The 17,643-nt window shown below is 42.2% G+C and carries 13 protein-coding genes; 12 read left to right on the top strand and 1 reads right to left on the bottom strand.

Annotation, left to right across the window (positions count from 1 at the left end):
• Positions 1-74 precede the first annotated feature (74 nt).
• The 8 genes from TOL2_RS01525 (at position 75) to TOL2_RS01570 (ending at position 12,210) form a co-directional block, all read left to right on the top strand.
• Positions 75-470: a hypothetical protein gene (locus TOL2_RS01525; protein ID WP_232508032.1), complete on the top strand. Its 396-nt coding sequence runs from the start codon at positions 75-77 to the stop codon at positions 468-470.
• Positions 471-488: 18 nt separating this feature from the next.
• A complete protein-coding gene (locus tag TOL2_RS23975; RefSeq protein WP_014955801.1) occupies positions 489-2,492 on the top strand; it encodes a methyl-accepting chemotaxis protein in 2,004 nt (667 codons plus the stop codon).
• A gap of 735 nt (positions 2,493-3,227) precedes the next feature.
• Positions 3,228-5,126, top strand: a complete 1,899-nt coding sequence (locus TOL2_RS01540) for a TonB-dependent receptor plug domain-containing protein (RefSeq protein ID WP_232508033.1) — start codon at positions 3,228-3,230, stop codon at positions 5,124-5,126.
• A gap of 9 nt (positions 5,127-5,135) precedes the next feature.
• Positions 5,136-5,717 carry a YfiR family protein gene (locus TOL2_RS01545; RefSeq protein ID WP_014955803.1) on the top strand — a complete coding sequence of 194 codons (582 nt, stop codon included), beginning with the start codon at positions 5,136-5,138 and terminating at the stop codon, positions 5,715-5,717.
• Positions 5,714-8,629, top strand: a complete 2,916-nt coding sequence (locus TOL2_RS01550; RefSeq protein ID WP_014955804.1) for a hybrid sensor histidine kinase/response regulator — start codon at positions 5,714-5,716, stop codon at positions 8,627-8,629. Before TOL2_RS01545 ends, TOL2_RS01550 begins: the two co-directional genes overlap by 4 nt.
• On the top strand, positions 8,626-10,758 hold the full coding sequence (locus tag TOL2_RS01555) for an EAL domain-containing protein (protein WP_014955805.1): 2,133 nt from the start codon (positions 8,626-8,628) through the stop codon (positions 10,756-10,758). Before TOL2_RS01550 ends, TOL2_RS01555 begins: the two co-directional genes overlap by 4 nt.
• 273 nt (positions 10,759-11,031) lie before the next feature.
• Positions 11,032-11,583 carry an ISAs1 family transposase gene (locus TOL2_RS01565; protein WP_014955806.1) on the top strand — a complete coding sequence of 184 codons (552 nt, stop codon included), beginning with the start codon at positions 11,032-11,034 and terminating at the stop codon, positions 11,581-11,583.
• 45 nt (positions 11,584-11,628) lie between these two features.
• Complete coding sequence (locus TOL2_RS01570) at positions 11,629-12,210, top strand: response regulator (protein WP_014955807.1); 582 nt, start codon at positions 11,629-11,631, stop codon at positions 12,208-12,210.
• On the opposite strand, the gene TOL2_RS01575 is transcribed toward TOL2_RS01570, so the two are convergent.
• On the bottom strand, positions 12,199-13,026 hold the full coding sequence (locus TOL2_RS01575) for a methylenetetrahydrofolate reductase (RefSeq protein WP_014955808.1): 828 nt from the start codon (positions 13,024-13,026) through the stop codon (positions 12,199-12,201). The two genes, TOL2_RS01570 and TOL2_RS01575, sit on opposite strands and share 12 nt — an antisense overlap.
• Positions 13,027-13,315: 289 nt before the next feature.
• On the opposite strand from TOL2_RS01575, the gene TOL2_RS01580 reads away from it, so the two are divergent.
• From TOL2_RS01580 to TOL2_RS01595, 4 genes are all read left to right on the top strand, one after another.
• Entirely contained in the window at positions 13,316-13,852 is a 537-nt protein-coding gene (locus TOL2_RS01580) for a hypothetical protein (RefSeq protein ID WP_014955809.1), read from the top strand.
• On the top strand, positions 13,849-14,649 hold the full coding sequence (locus tag TOL2_RS01585; RefSeq protein WP_014955810.1) for a 4Fe-4S dicluster domain-containing protein: 801 nt from the start codon (positions 13,849-13,851) through the stop codon (positions 14,647-14,649). Before TOL2_RS01580 ends, TOL2_RS01585 begins: the two co-directional genes overlap by 4 nt.
• On the top strand, positions 14,649-15,839 hold the full coding sequence (gene nrfD / locus TOL2_RS01590) for an NrfD/PsrC family molybdoenzyme membrane anchor subunit (protein ID WP_148278031.1): 1,191 nt from the start codon (positions 14,649-14,651) through the stop codon (positions 15,837-15,839). The genes TOL2_RS01585 and nrfD overlap by 1 nt, the downstream gene beginning before the upstream one ends.
• Positions 15,840-15,957: 118 nt before the next feature.
• On the top strand, positions 15,958-17,547 hold the full coding sequence (locus tag TOL2_RS01595) for a multiheme c-type cytochrome (RefSeq protein ID WP_148278032.1): 1,590 nt from the start codon (positions 15,958-15,960) through the stop codon (positions 17,545-17,547).
• Positions 17,548-17,643: the final 96 nt, after the last annotated feature.

Genomic DNA, 17,643 nt, shown 5'->3' on the forward strand with positions numbered 1-17,643 from the left:
TTCATCCTCCTTGGCACCCAATTTGCGTATTAGATATTTAAAAGGCAAATCCTTTAATTATTGTAAAAGGAGAAATGATGAACCTTATACTATTCATCCATCAAGCTGCGTTTAAAAAAGGTGTAATCCTTGAAAATATCATTGATGGCTATTTTGACGGGACCAAACGCCAGACTCTCCGGACTGTTAATGCGCTCAAAGAAAAATTGAAAAAAGGTGCCGGCTTTACTAAAAACGAAATATTTATATTGCTTGTTGATTCCAGGAGCAGATTAAATGAATTGACCTCGCTGATTGATTTGCTGGAAGGCAAACGCATTATCCTGATCCTTCCCGACGAATCAAAAACCACCCTTTCCATAGCATCCAAGTTTTTTCCAAGATTTTTTACCTTTGTCAGTGAAACCTATAATGATCTTTGTGACGTATTACACAAAATGACCAAGCAAGCAAACATAAATACAAATTAATAAAATAAAGGAGGAATCATGTTTGAAAAATTTAATTTGAAAACCAGAATGCTGCTTTCCATAGGTTCCGTAGCATTTCTTGCCTTTGTTGTTACCATTACCGTTGTTGCTGTTAAGGCAACCAATATGGCAAAAACCGAAGCCATCGAAAAGGCTGAACAAATTGCCTACCGGTATAGCGGTGTGGTCAAGGCTGAACTGGAATTGGCCATGGATGCGGCAAGGACAACGGCACATCTTTTTGAAGGAATTAAAGAACATGTCGATTCTCCGGAAAGAAAAAATTTAAACGCAATGCTCACACAACTTCTTGAGCGCAACCCTGATTTTATAGGTGTCTGGACCTGTTGGGAACCCAATGCCCTGGATGGAAAGGACGCAGTATTTGCCGGCAAAGATGGCCATGACAACACAGGAAGATTCATCCCGTATTGGACCCGCAGTGCTGGCAAAACCGTTGTCGAACCTCTTATGGATTATGATCAGCCCGGGGCCGGGGATTATTATCTTTTGTCCCTGAAAACAGAAAAAGAGACAATTCTTGACCCCTATTATTATTCCATTGGCGGCAAGGATGTTCTCATCACCAGCCTTGTAGCTCCCATTAAATATAATGGCCGGGTGGTTGGTGTGGCTGGAATTGATATTGCTTTAGATTCATTCAATAAATTAGTTACTGATATCAAACAAAGTAAAGTTATATTTGAAACCGGTTATCTCAGTTTGATATCCAACAACAACACATATGTGGCCCACCCGGAGACTGAAAGAATCGGGCAGAATATTATCGTGACGGATGCGTGGGCGAAACCGTTTATAGACGATATATCAGCGGGCAGACAATTTATTACCGACAGTTTTTCTGAAACATCCGGTTCACATGTGTGGAGAGTGGGTGTGCCCATTGTTATTGGCCATTCAACCACTCCCTGGGCAATTTTATTGAGTGCGCCCAAAGAAAAAATACTGGCAGCAGCTCACAGTATAATGTACACATCTGTTTTTATCGGCGTGATATCGTTGCTGATACTTATCGCGGTTGTTTTTTTTATTGCAAAGAGCATTGCTGATCCCATGACCAGGATTGTAGCCGGTTTGAACCAGGGAGCCAACCAGGTTTCATCCGCTGCCGGCCAGATATCTTATGCAAGTCAATCTCTGGCTGAAGGATCTTCCGAACAGGCTGCATCCATAGAAGAGACATCTTCTTCAATGGAAGAAATGTCTTCTATGACAAAGAAAAATGCTGATAATGCAAGTCATGCCGACAACCTTATGAAAGAAGCGAATCAGGGGGTAAAAACAGCTAATGAATCAATGGATCAAGTCATCCTTTCCATGGAAGATATCTCAAAAGCCAGTGAAGAAACCTCTAAAATCATAAAAACCATAGATGAAATAGCTTTCCAGACGAACCTCTTAGCGTTAAATGCAGCTGTTGAGGCGGCCCGGGCAGGAGAAGCAGGCGCAGGCTTTGCCGTGGTTGCGGATGAAGTTAGAAATCTTGCCATGAGAGCTGCAGAAGCTGCAAAAAATACAGCGGAACTCATTGAAGGCACGGTGAAAAAGGTAAACAAAGGGTCTGCACTTGTATCAAAAACCAATGATGCCTTTGTTAAAGTCGCCAAAAGCTCAGGCAAAGTGGAAGAAATTGTTGCAGAAATTTCCGGAGCATCTTATGAACAGGCCAATGGTATTGAACAGGTAAATATAGCCATTACTGAAATGGACAAGGTTGTTCAGCAGAATGCAGCCAATGCTGAAGAGTCTGCCTCGGCATCTGAAGAGATGAATGCCCAGGCCGAACAGCTTAAGGATTATGTTGGAGAACTTTTCATGCTGGTTACCGGTAAAAGAAACAAAAAAGGCCGCAATATTTCTTCTCCCTCTCTCGAAGCTATGTCTTCAAAATCAGCACTTATTGATGATTTGAAAAAAAAAATACCGACAAAAAAAACGATTGAAATCAAACCTGAGCAGGTCATTCCGTTTGATGATGTCAAGGGGTTTGAAAATTTTTAAAATCGTATTTAAGACAGGGGGTACAGGGCTATAAGTTTTATGCCCTGTACCCGTTAGTTTTATATGAGTTCATTATACTATCAAACCGGTCATTGAGTTCTGTCGTCTGTTTGATATTATTTTTTAACGATATCCCGTGGGACGATATTGCCTTTGAAGTAATCAAACAGACCCTGGAACATTATTTCCATGACAGAAAAAAAAGGATTTTCTCCTTTAAAATTTTTGATCTTCGCTGATTTAAAAAACTCTGTTTATCGAGTGATGCTGACGTGCAAAATTATTGCAAGCGTTTAATTTATTTTCATATTTACTTGACAAAAAGCCTGTTTTTGTTTTACTTTTAAAACCAATTGCTAATATAAAATATTCACGAAAAAATACACAAGCACTATTACAATTCGGCGAACCAAAAAATGCAGATTTATTGATTGCTTTGATAAGGACTGCAGATTTAATTCATTCTGAACTTGAGGCGTTAAAAGGTTTGATGACCGGTCTCAATCCGGGCAGTTTTATATGGATTAAATTTTGGGTCCTGAGCGCATGATTTGAAACCGTATTAATCTGAAAAACGGAAAATTTCATATGAATCGGACCAAGGAATTATCAAGATATTTTTGGGAAAAACTTAACTTCATTTTTTCAATAGTGTTCATAATGAATTTTTGTTTTTATTTTAATTATCTGTCAGCTTCTGAGCTTGATCTCATACACTTAAGTCTTGAGGAACTGATGAATATTAAAGTAACGTCTGTGAGTAAAAAAAGCCAGCATCTTTCAGAAAGTGCGGCCGCTATTTTCGTTATAACTGGTGACGATTTAAAACGTTCCGGGGTCACGAATATTCCGGATGCTTTACGAATGGTTCCCGGTGTTACGGTTGCCCGCATTGATTCAAATAAATGGGCTGTAAACGTCAGGGGATTTAACAGCCGGTTTGCTGCGCAATTACTGGTACTCATTGATGGTCGAAGCGTTTATACGCCGACATATTCAGGTGTTTACTGGGAGGTCAATGATATTTTATTGGAAGATGTGGACCGCATTGAGGTGATTCGCGGACCCGGGGCTACTCTCTGGGGTGCCAATGCCGTGAACGGTGTCATCAACATTATCACCAAGCACACAAAGGAGACCCACGGGGGACTTGTAAGTGCCGGCAAAGGTAATGTGGAAAAAAACATGGCCTCTGCCAGGTATGGCAATTGTTTTGGAGAAGATTCCCATTGGAGGATCTATACAAAACACCAAGAACGGGATGAATTCAAATATCTGACAGGAGGCAATGCCGATGACAACTGGAAAATCACACAATTTGGTTTCAGGATGGATTCAGCCCTTACCCCCAAGGACAATCTTACCGTTCAAGGTGATATCTACGAGGGCGATATCAATCAGGCGCTTAACCTGGTCGACAAGAAAAACTTTCCATACATGGGTGTGTTTCCAGTTGAAACTTCCGTGTCTGGAAAAAATTTCCTGACCCGATGGCAGCACACGTTATCCTCAAGATCAGATTTTTCCCTGCAGGTATACTATGACACCACCAAACGCATTGAAGACATTATCGACGAAAAACGGGACAATTTTGATATGGATTTTCAACACCACTTTGCTGCTGGAACCCGTCATGACATCGTATGGGGTGTAAGATACCGATATACTGATGACAACTATGCCAATTCAATCATTTCTGACATAGACCCGACCAGCCGACAGGACCATCTTTACAGTGCCTTTGTCCAGGATGAAATATCTTTTTTACGGGACCGGGTACACCTGACCATTGGTTCAAAATTTGAACATAATGATTACAGCGGTTACGAGGTGCAGCCCAGTGCCAGACTAATGTGGGCAGCAAATTCCAGGCACAAAATCTGGGGAGCCGTTTCCAAAGCCGTTCGAACCCCCTCCAGGGCGGAATTCGATGGCAAATTGTCCTATGTTGCCACACCTGTTTCAGTTGCATTTCCTCCGTCTTTTGTTCCGAAAGTTGTTCCTTTGGTGATTGATATGAAGGGAAATGAACATTTTGACGCTGAAGAATTGATGGCCTATGAAATGGGTTACCGCTTCATACCAACCCACAAATTTTCAGTGGATCTGACCTTTTTCTATAATGATTATGAGAACCTCAGAATGTTTGAAAACGGGGAGACTGTTTCTACAGGAACAGCCATTATCATGGAAAGTAACCTTGTAAACGGTTACAGCGAAACCTCCTATGGCGGGGAAGTCGCAATAATTCTCAAGCCTTCTGATTTTTTTAAATGCAACCTTGCTTACAGTTTTATTAATACCGATAATAACGGGATTTGGGGATTCCCCCGGCACCAGGTATCTGCCCGGGGACAGTTTAATCTTACCAAAACCCTTGAACTGGATGCCTGGCTCCGATATGTGGATGACACATCTGCCTCTTATGTTTTTACGGACAACTTTCAGTATGATATTGATGATTATCTGACAATGGATTTAAGACTGGGGTGGAAAATCACCCCGCAAATTGAACTGTCCCTGGTTGGTCAAAATCTGCTGGATAAAACCCATATGGAATTTGTACAGGAAGCCTTTAGCCGGGCCACTGAGGTGGAACGCAGTTTTTATGGTAAATTGACCTATCAATTTTAGGAATTATCCATGACACTTCTGCACAATTTTGTAATTTATGTGATAAAAAAGATGATTATTTCTTTGATTGTTCTATTAATCATCTATGTTCATGCAGAGAAAACAGTCATGGCCGATGAAATAGACGAGTATGCCGTCAAAGCGGCATTTACATTTAATTTTATCAGTTTCATCCAGTGGCCTGAAACCTCATTTGCCGGCAATACTGCCCCCCCATACAGGATCGGCTTTATGGGAGACATCTTGGTTGCAAAACGGTTTAATGCTCTTAACAAAAAAAATAACGGGACAAGAACAATTCATGTTCGTCGTTTGTCCACGCCAGAAGACTGCCGTGAATGTGATATCGTTTTTATCAGCCGGGATATCGATCGCAAAATTTCAGAAAAACTCCTGTTAAAACTAAAGGGAAAGCCTGTTTTAACCATAGGAGAAACAAAGGAATTTATAAAACTTGGCGGCGTGATAAATTTTTTTTCAAAAAATGACCGCCTGCAATTTGAAATCAACCCTGGCGCGGCAAAAAAACAGGGACTTAAACTGAGTTCCCGTTTATTAAACCTTGCTGTTATTGTGGGAGAACAAAAATGAAAACCGGTTCAAAATTATCCATACAAAATTTTTCAATCCGGATCAAACTCATATGCCTTCTGGGAGTTACAGCCTTACTGACATTATTCATGGTTTCTACAGCGCTGATTATTAATGAAAAATACAATACCAGGAAAACACTTGTCGGAGAACTGCAATCCATGGCGGATTTTGTTGCGTTGAACAGCGGCCCTGCACTGGTGTTTGATGATGAGCAGGCTGCTCTGGAAAATCTGGCCTCCCTGGCGGCCAAACCGGAAATTATTGTTGCAGTTTTGTATGATAAAACCGGAAGCATTTATAGCAAATACAGCCGGAAATCCATTGATGCAGAAACCATTATTTCTGAATTTAGAAAAGTTTATCCCAGTCCTAAAGACACTCTGAATCAATTAAAAGATCAGGGAATGCTGAGCTTTTTATTAAAGGATCATATCCATTTGATACGACCGGTGATTGTGAAAGGAAGCTTTTTGGGAGGAATACATCTGATTGATAATATGCAGCAGGTCAAAAAACGGTTAAATGCCTATTATCTGGTCGTGGGCGGTATTGTCTTCATTACATTGATTGTAGTGTTGCTTTTATCTGCCAGAATGCAGTCTTTTATTACAGGGCCGATGTTTGAGGTTATTGATTCCATGCACAAAGTATCGGAACAAAAAAATTACCAGGTTCGCGTCAAAAAACAACGCAAAGATGAATTCGGGTTATTGGTGGACCATTTCAATGAAATGATTGAAGAAATTCAAGCCAGAGATGAAGAACTGAAAAAATACAGCCTGGGCCTTGAAAAAATGGTTGAACTGAGGACAGAAGATCTTTCTCAGGCAAAAAAAGATCTTGAAGCCATGGTAAAGAACCTTGAAAAAGCCAAAGAACAGGCAGAAGAAGTCAGCAGAATCAAATCTCAATTTCTGGCCAATATGAGCCATGAAATAAGAACCCCCATGAATGGTGTTCTGGGAATGACAGAGCTTTTGCTTACCACAAGACTGTCTGAGAATCAGCATCGATATGCTGAAACTATCCAGAACTCCGGCGAATCACTTTTGGAAATCATCAATGATATTCTTGATTTTTCTAAAATAGAAGCTGGAAAACTTGAACTGGAGATGATTGATTTTAATTTGGAGCAGCTGATTGAAGATGTTTCCCAGCTTCTTGCATCCCAGGCCCACAGTAAAAGATTGGAACTGGTTGTGGCGATTAAACGTGGAACCCGCATATATCTGAAGGGTGATCCCACAAGGCTCAGGCAGGTTCTGACAAATCTGATCGGGAATGCAATTAAGTTTACGGAAAAAGGGGAAATTGTTATAAAGGCCTCCACAACCAGGAAGGATAATAACAGGGTCAATTTGCATCTCTCCATCAAGGATACAGGCGTGGGGATTAATCCTCAGGATCGCATAAGGCTTTTTAAAGCGTTTTCCCAGCTTGACGGTTCCACAACACGCAAATACGGAGGAACAGGGCTTGGACTGACAATTTCCAGGGAGCTTGTATCTTTAATGGGCGGGGTGTTAAAGTGTGACAGCAGTCCTGGCAGAGGAAGTGATTTTTTTTTCACATTGCCCATGAGAAAAAACCGTGAGAACCCTCAAAAAACAGGCTTGATAAATAACGATACATTAAAAGGACTGAAAGTCCTTATTATAGATGACAACCCCACCAATCTGGAAATACTTGAAGGACAGATTGCCTGTTTTTGTATGAAATTCGATTCCAGCCTCAGGGGAGCCGAAGGCTTGAAAAAGCTGCAAATTGCACAACAGGAAAATGTTCCATTTGATTTAGTCCTTCTGGACATGAATATGCCGGATATGGACGGTTTTGAGGTGATCAGGAGAATAAAGGCCGCCCCGGATTTGAAAAAGCCCTCAATCATTATGCTCACGTCTGTATGGATAAGCGGCGAGGACCAAAAGGCAATGCATTCAGGCATTAATGCGTATTTGACAAAACCGGTCAGACAATCGGATTTACAAAATTCGCTGTTAAAAGTCTTGAGTCAAACATTAAAGGGCGAACGGTTTCAGTCGGTCACCCGGCAAACTTCTGAAAAGGAAATAAAACCGTTCGATCTCCATATCCTTGTGGCAGAAGACAATTTGACAAACCAGGAAGTTACTATGGGAATGTTAAGAAAATTCGGCTGCCGGGTTAGTCTTGCCGTCAACGGCAGTCAAGCGGTTGAAATATTTTTGAAAGAATTGCCGGATCTTGTTTTAATGGATTGTCAAATGCCTGAAATGGATGGTTATCAAGCTGCCGGAGAAATACGGAAGCATGAAAAAGCATTGAACATAAGAACACCCATCGTGGCATTGACAGCTCATGCACTGGAAGGGGACAAAGAAAAATGCCTGGCTGCCGGCATGGACGATTATTTAAGCAAACCTTTTAAGTCGGAAATGTTGCAGTTTATTATTAACCGCTGGTCTGTTTCAGGCAAAGACCGGGAATTACACCGGGAAATCAACACAAAAAAACATGGTTCAGATATTCTTCATAAATGCCCGGAAAATAATAATTCCACTGATAATACAAAATCTTCAACCGTGATTGATCCCAATGCAATTCAAATAATCAAGGATCTTCAGATGGAAGGAGAACCAAGCATTTTACCCCGCGTGATTAACACATATATAGAAAGTACGGAATCCAAAATATCTGACCTGAAATGCAATATATCAAAAGTCACTGTCAAGGATTTGCAGATTTTAGCACACAATCTTAAATCATCAAGTGCTAATATGGGAGCAATGCGGTTGTCTGAAATAAGCAAAGAACTTGAAATGAGTTGCCGGAACAATGCCATAGAGAATGCCCAGCCTTGTATTGATGAGATTGAGTCTGAATTTATTAAAGTCAAATCCGCTTTAGAGATGGAGATCAGGCGATTATGATTAATACAGATGAAAAAAGAAAAAAACCGTTGGCATTGGTCGTGGATGATGAGCCTTCTTTAAGGCTCCTTATCATGGCAGCACTGAAAAAATTCGGATTTGATGCCATTGAAGCCAAAAACGGAAGGCAGGGAGTCGAACTGTTTAAAGCTGAAAAACCGGATATTATTCTGATGGATGTGATGATGCCGGATATGGATGGTTTTGATGCGTGTAAAATGATCCGGCAATCCCCTGACGGAAATTATGCCCAGATCCTTATGGTAACCGGCCTTGAAGATACCGAATCAACGAAAAAAGCTTTTGACGTTGGTGCCAACGGCTTTGTAACCAAACCGTTAAATCTGGTCATGCTTGGCCAGAGGGTCAAATACATGCTGCGTGCGGGTCATGCATTCAGGGAAATAGATATCAGCAGAAGCCGTCTTGCAAAAACCCAGGAACTTGCAAAAATCGGAACCTGGCAGTTTGATCTGGTGACCAATGAATTTCATTGTTCCCTGGAGGCTTGTCAATTGCTGGGATTGAATAATAACGACCAAAACGTTACATTTGATGACTTTCTAAGTCCGATTATCAATGAGGACAAAGAACTTGTAAAAGAAACACTTGAGAATGCATTCAAGACAAAAAATCCATCCAACCAGAATTATCGAATTCATTCCGTGAACGGGTCACACAAGCATATATTGAATAAATCAGAGGTTATTTTTGATGAACAGACTCAATCTATTTTGATGCTTGGAATTGTCCAGGATGTAACCCAGTTGAAAAAAGCAGAAGAGGAAATTCGGCTTCTTGCTTTTTATGACAGCTTGACCGGCCTTGCAAATCGTATGCTTTTCATGGACCGTCTGGACCATACCATAATGTATTCCATTCGGGAAAAAAAACATTTTGCATTGCTGTTTCTTGATCTGGATAATTTTAAACGTATTAATGATACATTGGGTCATCATATCGGTGACATGCTGCTTAAAAAAGTGGCTGAAACCATAAAAAATTCGATAAGGAACAGTGATTCTGCAACAAGAATCGACAAACAGGCCAGACAAAATGATTTGTTGATCGCCCGGCTTGGAGGTGATGAATTTACCATTTTGATAGCTGATCTTAAAGATCCGGAATATGCAGCACTGATTGCCAACAGGCTGCTCAAGGCAATTCCGGCTGTTCACATTTTTGAAGGCAATGAAGTATCCATAACCACAAGCATTGGGATCAGTGTCTTTCCCGAGGATGGCAACAGGGCTGATATTCTTTTAAAAAATGCCGACACCGCAATGTACCACGCAAAAAGTCAAGGACGAAACACCTATCAATATTTCATGAATTCCATGAACAAGGCTGCGATTGAGCGGTTTGCCATAGACAGGGACATCAAAAAAGCGCTTAAAAACAAAGAGTTCTTTTTGTACTATCAACCTCAGCTGAATCTATCGAACCGAAAAATAGTTGGTGCGGAAGCGTTGATTCGATGGAAACACCCTCTTAAAGGAATAATTTCGCCGGATAAATTCATACCCATTGCAGAAGAATCCGAAGTTATTATTCAAATCAACAAGTGGGTTCTTTTTACGGCATGCTATCAGGTTGAACAATGGATCAAACAGGGGTTTAGCCCCATCAGGATTGCAGTAAACCTGTCAGGATACAAGCTGGCCAAGCAAAAAATAATTGAGACCATTAACAATGTCCTTCAAAACATATCTTTTAGTGCCCAAAATATTGAGATAGAAATTACTGAAAATATTCTCATGCAGGATAATGAAGAAACAATATCCACGCTGAAAAAAATCAAGGAAATGAATCTGAAAATCGCATTGGATGATTTTGGTACTGGGTATTCATCATTAAATTATTTGATGTCCTTTCCTGTGGATACCATAAAGATCGACCGGTCGTTTGTCATGAACTGCACCTCAAAAAACAAAAATCTTGTGATTATCAAGGCAATCATTGCAATGGGACACAGTCTGGGCAAAAAAATTGTTGCAGAAGGAATTGAAACCGAAGAGCAATATCATTTGATGAAAAAAATAGGCTGTGATGAAGCACAAGGATACTATTTCAAGCGTCCGGTTCCCAAGAATGAATTCGCAAAACTCCTTGCCCGTGGGTCGCTTTAATCTTAAAAAAATAATTTTATGAGATGGAGGAATTTAATGAAAATGTATTGTAGCCTGGCAAGTATTATATGCATTTTACTCGGCTTGTATGGATTGGCTCCGGCAATGGCGGATTCGAGTATTTTCGATTTGGAATCAGGGGGTGGTCAGGGCAAACGCATTAAAAAAGTCATAAAAACAGATATTTTTTATTCTTGCAAAAAATCCTTTGAAGATTTGAGAAATTTTAGTATCAGAGTTTTTTTTTGAATTTTACCTCGGAGGTTTTAAAGAATGAATACGGAAAAAGGAACACTGATATCTGAACTGTCCAAGATAACCGATCCGCGAATTGATAGGCGTAAAGAGCATAAATTAATAGACATACTGACAATTACCATATGTGCTGCAATCTGTGGTGCCGACACATGGGAGCAAATAGAGCAGTATGGAAATTCAAAATACGAATGGCTATCAACATTTTTGGAACTTCCCAATGGTATACCCTCCCATGATACAATAAGGCGAGTATTTATTCTCATTGATCCGGATGAATTTAGAACAGCCTTTATCGACTGGATAAAATCAATAAAAGATTTGATGAAAAATGAAGTCGTTTCTATTGATGGCAAAACATTGAGGGGATCCCATAATAAAAGAGATGGGAAGGCGGCAATTCATATGGTCAGTGCCTGGACGTCCGATATGAATATGGTTCTTGGGCAACTAAAAACAGAAGAAAAATCAAATGAAATAACGGCAATTCCAGAATTGCTTGAGATTTCAGGATGCATTGTAACCATTGATGCAATGGGATGCCAAAAAAAATTGCTGCTAAAATCATAGAAAAAAATGCTGACTTCGATAGGAATAAGGGGGGATGGTCAATCCATGAGAAAGAACAGCATATCAGCCTATTTGACCAAGCCGGTCCGGCAATGCGACCTTTACAACTCGCTGCTTACGGTAAACGGAACACCTCCAAGGCACGAGAATCATCAGCTTGTCACCCGTTACAGCCTTGCTGAAGAAACGAGATGGTCCAACCTGCACATCCTCCTGGCAGAAGACAATAAGGTAAATCAGATGGTGGCTTTAAGTATGTTAAAAAAATACGGCTGCAGGGTAAGCCTTGCCAACGACGGCAGACAGGCTGTTGAACTGTTTTTAGGAGAATTGCCGGATCTTGTTTTAATGGATTGTCAAATGCCCGAAATGGACGGGTATCAAGCCACTGGTGAAATCCGAAAACATGAAAAGAAACTGAATATCAAAACACCCATCGTGGCATTAACAGCCCATGCACTTGAAGGTGACAGAGAAAAATGTCTGACTGCCGGCATGGACGATTATTTGAGCAAACCATTTAAATCCAAGGGGTTACAGGCCGTTCTTGACCGGTGGTCTCTTTCAGGCAAAGATCATGATTTAAAGAACAAAATAAATGGTCCAGAACAGGTTTCAAAAGTTTGATAGAATATCAGGTAAAATATCAAATCGGTCAAAAGGCGGCATTATACAGGCACCGGAAAAATAGGATTTTCCAAGTTCAAGCATCTGTCTTGACTGGTCAACTCCCGTTTTCACAGGATTTTCAGCAGTTTTTATCTGTTGCCGCAAAAATTTTGGAACGGCAATGCCGTCCACCTTGTCATGAAGAAATACAGCATGTTTATAAGACAGCAGCGGGAGAATGCCCATGATGACAGGGACATCAAGATGCTGTGTAGCCGTATGAATCGCTTTGGCGGTTTTTTCATCATAAACCGGTTGAGTGACAATAAAGCGGCAGCCCGAAGCCACCTTTTGTTCCAGTCGCTTAACTTCATGCTTAAGCCCGTTGACTTCAGGTCTGAAATCAAGAACCGCACCAATATCCAGATCAGACTCCCTGGCCAGGGCAATCAGTTGAAACACATTTAAATCGCCCACCGTTGATGTGGACTCCTCAGCCCTGGAAGATGACGGATCACCGGTTACGGCGATAACCGTTTCAATTCCCAGGGCTTTGGCACCCCACAGTTCGCTTTGCAATCCCAGCCGGTTGTGGTCCCTTACCGTACAATGCAGGATGGCAGGTTTTAGGGTTGCTTGTTGTACCAGATGTGTGAACACCATGGCCGACATCCTGGGTTTTGCCACGGGATTTGAGGCAACACTGAACGCGTGAAACCGAAGACCGGAAAGGTTGCACAGCTTTTCCAGAATTGCGGTCGGATCATTGCCTGCGGGCGGCACCACTTCTATGGTGATAATAAAATCATTGTCATCTGAAAAAAGAAACGACATGGTTTGCTCCCCTGATAAAAATTTTTTATTTTGAAAACCGTGAAAACAAATGAGATAAGTTTAATACGCACCAAAATTAAATGCAAATAAATATCATTTTTTTTTAAAAAGAACTTGCCTGTCATAATTTTGTAATGGTATCGTTCTAATTACTGAATAAAAATTTCTTAACTGCGGTATTCAATCTTAGGATATTAAATTAAAACCGTTGTACCACTGAAGTTTCAAAGCATATGGCGTTTACAAAAAATCAAAGCGCTGTGGGAATAACTAATGACAGGAGGCCGTTGTGAAGTTAAGCTATCGAATGCGTCTTTTGCTTATAGTGATCAGCATTGGTGTGCTGGCTGGAGGCGGACTTGTTTTCAAAAAATTATTTATTCCGGATTCTTTTGGCGTATACGGCCATTACAGGGCAAATGCAATTGCAGAAGCCGCCCTTATTCCGGTTAGGCACGGGACCAATGCCTCCTGTTTCAAATGTCACCCTTATGAAGCAAAAATCCATAAAAAAGGGCGGCATCAAACCATTTCATGTGAATTTTGTCACGGCACTTATGCAGATCATATCAACAAAGGCAAAAAGATCGGAATTCTTCCCGTTAAAAAAGAAAAGCAAATCACCACCCTGTGCCTCAGATGCCACAACACCGAGATCAAGGCAAGGCCTGAACACGTTATTAAAACCGTTGCCATGCCAAATCATTTAAAGGACCAACAAGTTAAACTCACTCACAATTGTAATCAATGTCATCATGTTCATGCACCTTTGAAATATATTATCCGGGCAAAACAGATAACCGGATTGCTGGAGGCAGGAGGATGAAAATATTAGATCCATCACCGGAAATGAACCGGCGGTCGTTTGTCAAAAAAGTTTTGAACGCAACCATTGCAGGTTCTTTATATCTGGTCTGGCCCATGGGCGGAGGCAGCCTTGAAATTCCCGAACAGATCCCGGGAATCAAGGGCAAAGACTATGAAATTCGCAACCAGGAGTTTGCCTTTATCGTGGATATTACTCGCTGTATCGGCTGCGGAGCCTGCTGCATGGCTGATAAACGCGAATATAATGTGCCGGACGGGAACTACCGAACCTGGGTTGAGCGGTATGTAAAAGGATTCAGTGACCAGATTTATGTGGATTCTCCCAATGGCGGCCTGGATGGATACCAGACCCCCCGGACAGATATTGATGAAAAAACAAGGGATACCTTTTTTGTGCCCAAGCTGTGCAATATGTGCAGGCAAGCGCCATGTGTTCAGGTATGCCCTGTGGGCGCAACCTTTGTATCCCCTGACGGATTTGTTCTGATGGATGAAAAGCAGTGTGTGGGATGTGGCTATTGCATCCAGGCCTGCCCCTATTCGGTTCGATTTTTAAATCCTGTTACAAAGGTCGCGGAAAAATGCACCTGGTGCTACCATCGGGTCAGAAAAGGACTGTTACCGGCCTGTGTCGAGGTCTGTCCCACAGGAGCCCGAAAATTTGGCTCCATGAAAGACGAAACATCCGAAGTCTATAAAATTTTAAAGGGTCCGGGTGTTCTGACGGTATTGAGAAAAGAGATGGGAACCTGGCCCGCCCTTTATTACAAAGGCGCACGAAGGGAGGTGGTCTGATGGATGCCGCCTACGGCCCGGCAGCAATGCTGGTTTCCAATTATGTGTTCCCCAATGATCTTCATGTCCACTGGAGCATGATGATCGTCCTTTATCCGTATATGACAGGACTTGTGGACGGGGCATTTATCATTGCGGCTCTTTACTATCTTTTTAATGTCAAAAGTCTCAAACCCGTGGCAAGATTTTCACTTTTGTTTGCTCTGGCATTCCTGTGTTGCGCCACTTTACCGCTTTTGCTTCATCTTGGGCGGCCCGAGCGAAATCTCAACATGCTGTTAACGCCCAGCCCCAGCTCTGCCATGGCCGGATTCGGGTATATCTATGCTGTGTCCATGGGAGTTCTGGTCTTTATTGTTCTTTTTGTGTATCGAAAAGACCTGGTGGCATCACGAAAAAATTCCAAAGGATTGCGAAAGCTTTTGTATCGGGTTTTGACCTTTGACAGCATTGACCTGTCAACAGAAGCGCTTGTGCTGGATCAAAAAATCATCAGGTTCCTGGTCGGCATCGGTATCCCCGTTGCGATCGTCCTTCACGGGTATGTGGGGTTTATCTTCGGAGGGGTCAAAGCCAATCCCACCTGGTCAACTCCGCTTATGCCGGTTATGTTTCTTTTTTCCGCATGTGTATCGGGAATATCTGCTGTTATCCCGGCCTATATGGTCATCCGCAAAGCAAAAGGACGATCCATTGATCATGACTGCGTCAAAACCTGCATTAAAATCCTTACCCTGTTTTTTATCCTGGCATTTGCCTTTGAGATGCTGGAGGTTTTTTCCCATTCATACTTGAAATCCGGGTATCACCATATGGTTGAAGGGCTGCTGAACGGCCCGCTGGCAAGCTCCTTCTGGTTATGGCAGGTCAAGATCTGTTCAGTGATCCCGTTGCTTCTCCTGGGAATAATGGCCATATTCACGATAAAGCCCAAAACTTATAATTTTATGGCAGCCGTTGTTTCAATCATCCTCTTGCTTCAGGTGCTGATCATGCGATGGAATGTGGTGATCGGGGGCCAGCTCATGAGCAAGAGTGCCAGAGGCTATACACAATTTCATCCCGAGTGGTTTGACAAGGAGGGGATACTGGCGGTGATGATCGTCATGGCCATCCCGTTTATTGTTTTGTTTGTGTTAAGCCGGATCTTCCCATTCTGGACGCAGGATAATAAAACAATCGTAAAATAACCCTTAACTTAAAATATGACATTTTTAAAAAAGGAGGTGATGCATGAAAGAGGTAAGGCAGTGCAGCAAAGCATCGGCGATTTTGTATTTCAACTTAATATTACGGGAGAAAAATTTTATGATAGTTTTAAGATCATACCTGATTTTTGTTATGTTCTCTTTTTTTACAGCAGGGGCGGCCTGGGCATTGACTGAGGCATCCTTTGACGTAAAAAATCCAAAAAATCAGGAAATGAACAAAAAATGCATCACCTGTCATTTAAAAGAGAACAAGTCCCTGGTCCTTCAATGGGAAAATTCAGCCCATGCCGCAGCTAAAGAAGGCCAGGTGGGGTGTTTTACCTGTCATGCTGCAGACAAGGGATATGAACTGGGCTACGAACATGAAGGCGCTTTTATCAAAGCTGTTCTGTCACCCAGGGACTGTGCAAAGTGCCATGAACCCGAAGCCAGTGAAATGGCCCAGTCCCACCATGCAACAGCAGGGGAAATCATGGCTTCCCTTGATAATATGCTGGCCGAAGTGGTGGGCGGCATGCCCTCAAACAAGGGCAACATGGCCAGCGGCTGCTGGCAATGCCATGGTTCCGTGGTTTCCCTGAAGCGTGATAAGGATGGAAAATCCATGCGGTCCAAAACAGATGCCCCTCAAATGGATTACAACACCTGGCCCAACTCCGGTATAGGGCGAATAAATCCCGACGGCACCAAGGGGGCCTGCAATGCCTGTCATTCCAAGCACTCTTTTTCCGCTTCCAGGGCAAGACAGCCGGAAAACTGCGGCAAATGCCATTTAGGGCCGGATCATCCTCAAAAAGAGATCTATGAAGAATCCAAACACGGGATTGCCTATTTCACGGCTGAAAAAACAAATTCTCCGGACGGCATGAATATCATGAAAGACGGCTCCTGGGTATTGGGCGATGATTACCATACCGCTCCTACCTGTTCCACCTGCCACATGGGTTCTTTTATCAAACTCAATGGTGCGGTTGCCAAAAACAGCCATAATGTGGGCGACAGGATTTCCTGGAATCTGAGGGCTGTTGTTTCTTCAAAACTCAACCGGGTGACCTTTACCGACGAAACCGTAACCGATATTACAGGTGACCTGCCTCCCCGTGCCGGCCAGACCGCCACCTCAAAAAGTTATGTCAGGGAAGGAGACAAGCTCAAAAAAATTATTTCCGAAAAAACCATCCAGAGTGTTGTGTCCTGGAAGCAGAGACGAACCAACATGCAGGAAGTGTGCAAATCATGTCACGGTGTCAACCAGGCCCAAAATTTTTACCGGCAGCTGGATGACGTGGTAATGTTATACAATGAAAAATTTGCCAAACCCGGCGTAGAACTGGTCAATATGCTGAAAAAAGACGAAATCTGGAAAAATACGGGATTCCAGAACAAACTAGGGTTTACATGGTTTGAAATATGGCACCATGAAGGCAGGAGAGCCAGGATGGCGGCCGCCATGTTTGCACCGGATTATACCCACTGGCACGGCATGTATGAAATTGCCAGAAATTTTTACCATGATTTTCTGCCGGAAGTTCAGGAAATGGCAGATCATGCCGGCAAGGGAGAAACGTATCGTACCCATATCAAGGAACTTCTGGCCAAACCGGAACATTTATGGATCAAAACCGGTGGCAGCGCAGAAACCATGAAGTTGATCGAAGAAGAAAACAAATTAAGGTATAACCAGTAACGATAATGGGTAGACCCGGCCGTTTCATACTACAATCCGGTCATACGGGTTTGCCCACAACAAAATATGAAAGTCGCTGTTTAAATTTTTCAAGAC

The organism is Desulfobacula toluolica Tol2, assembly GCF_000307105.1.
GTDB lineage: Bacteria > Desulfobacterota > Desulfobacteria > Desulfobacterales > Desulfobacteraceae > Desulfobacula > Desulfobacula toluolica.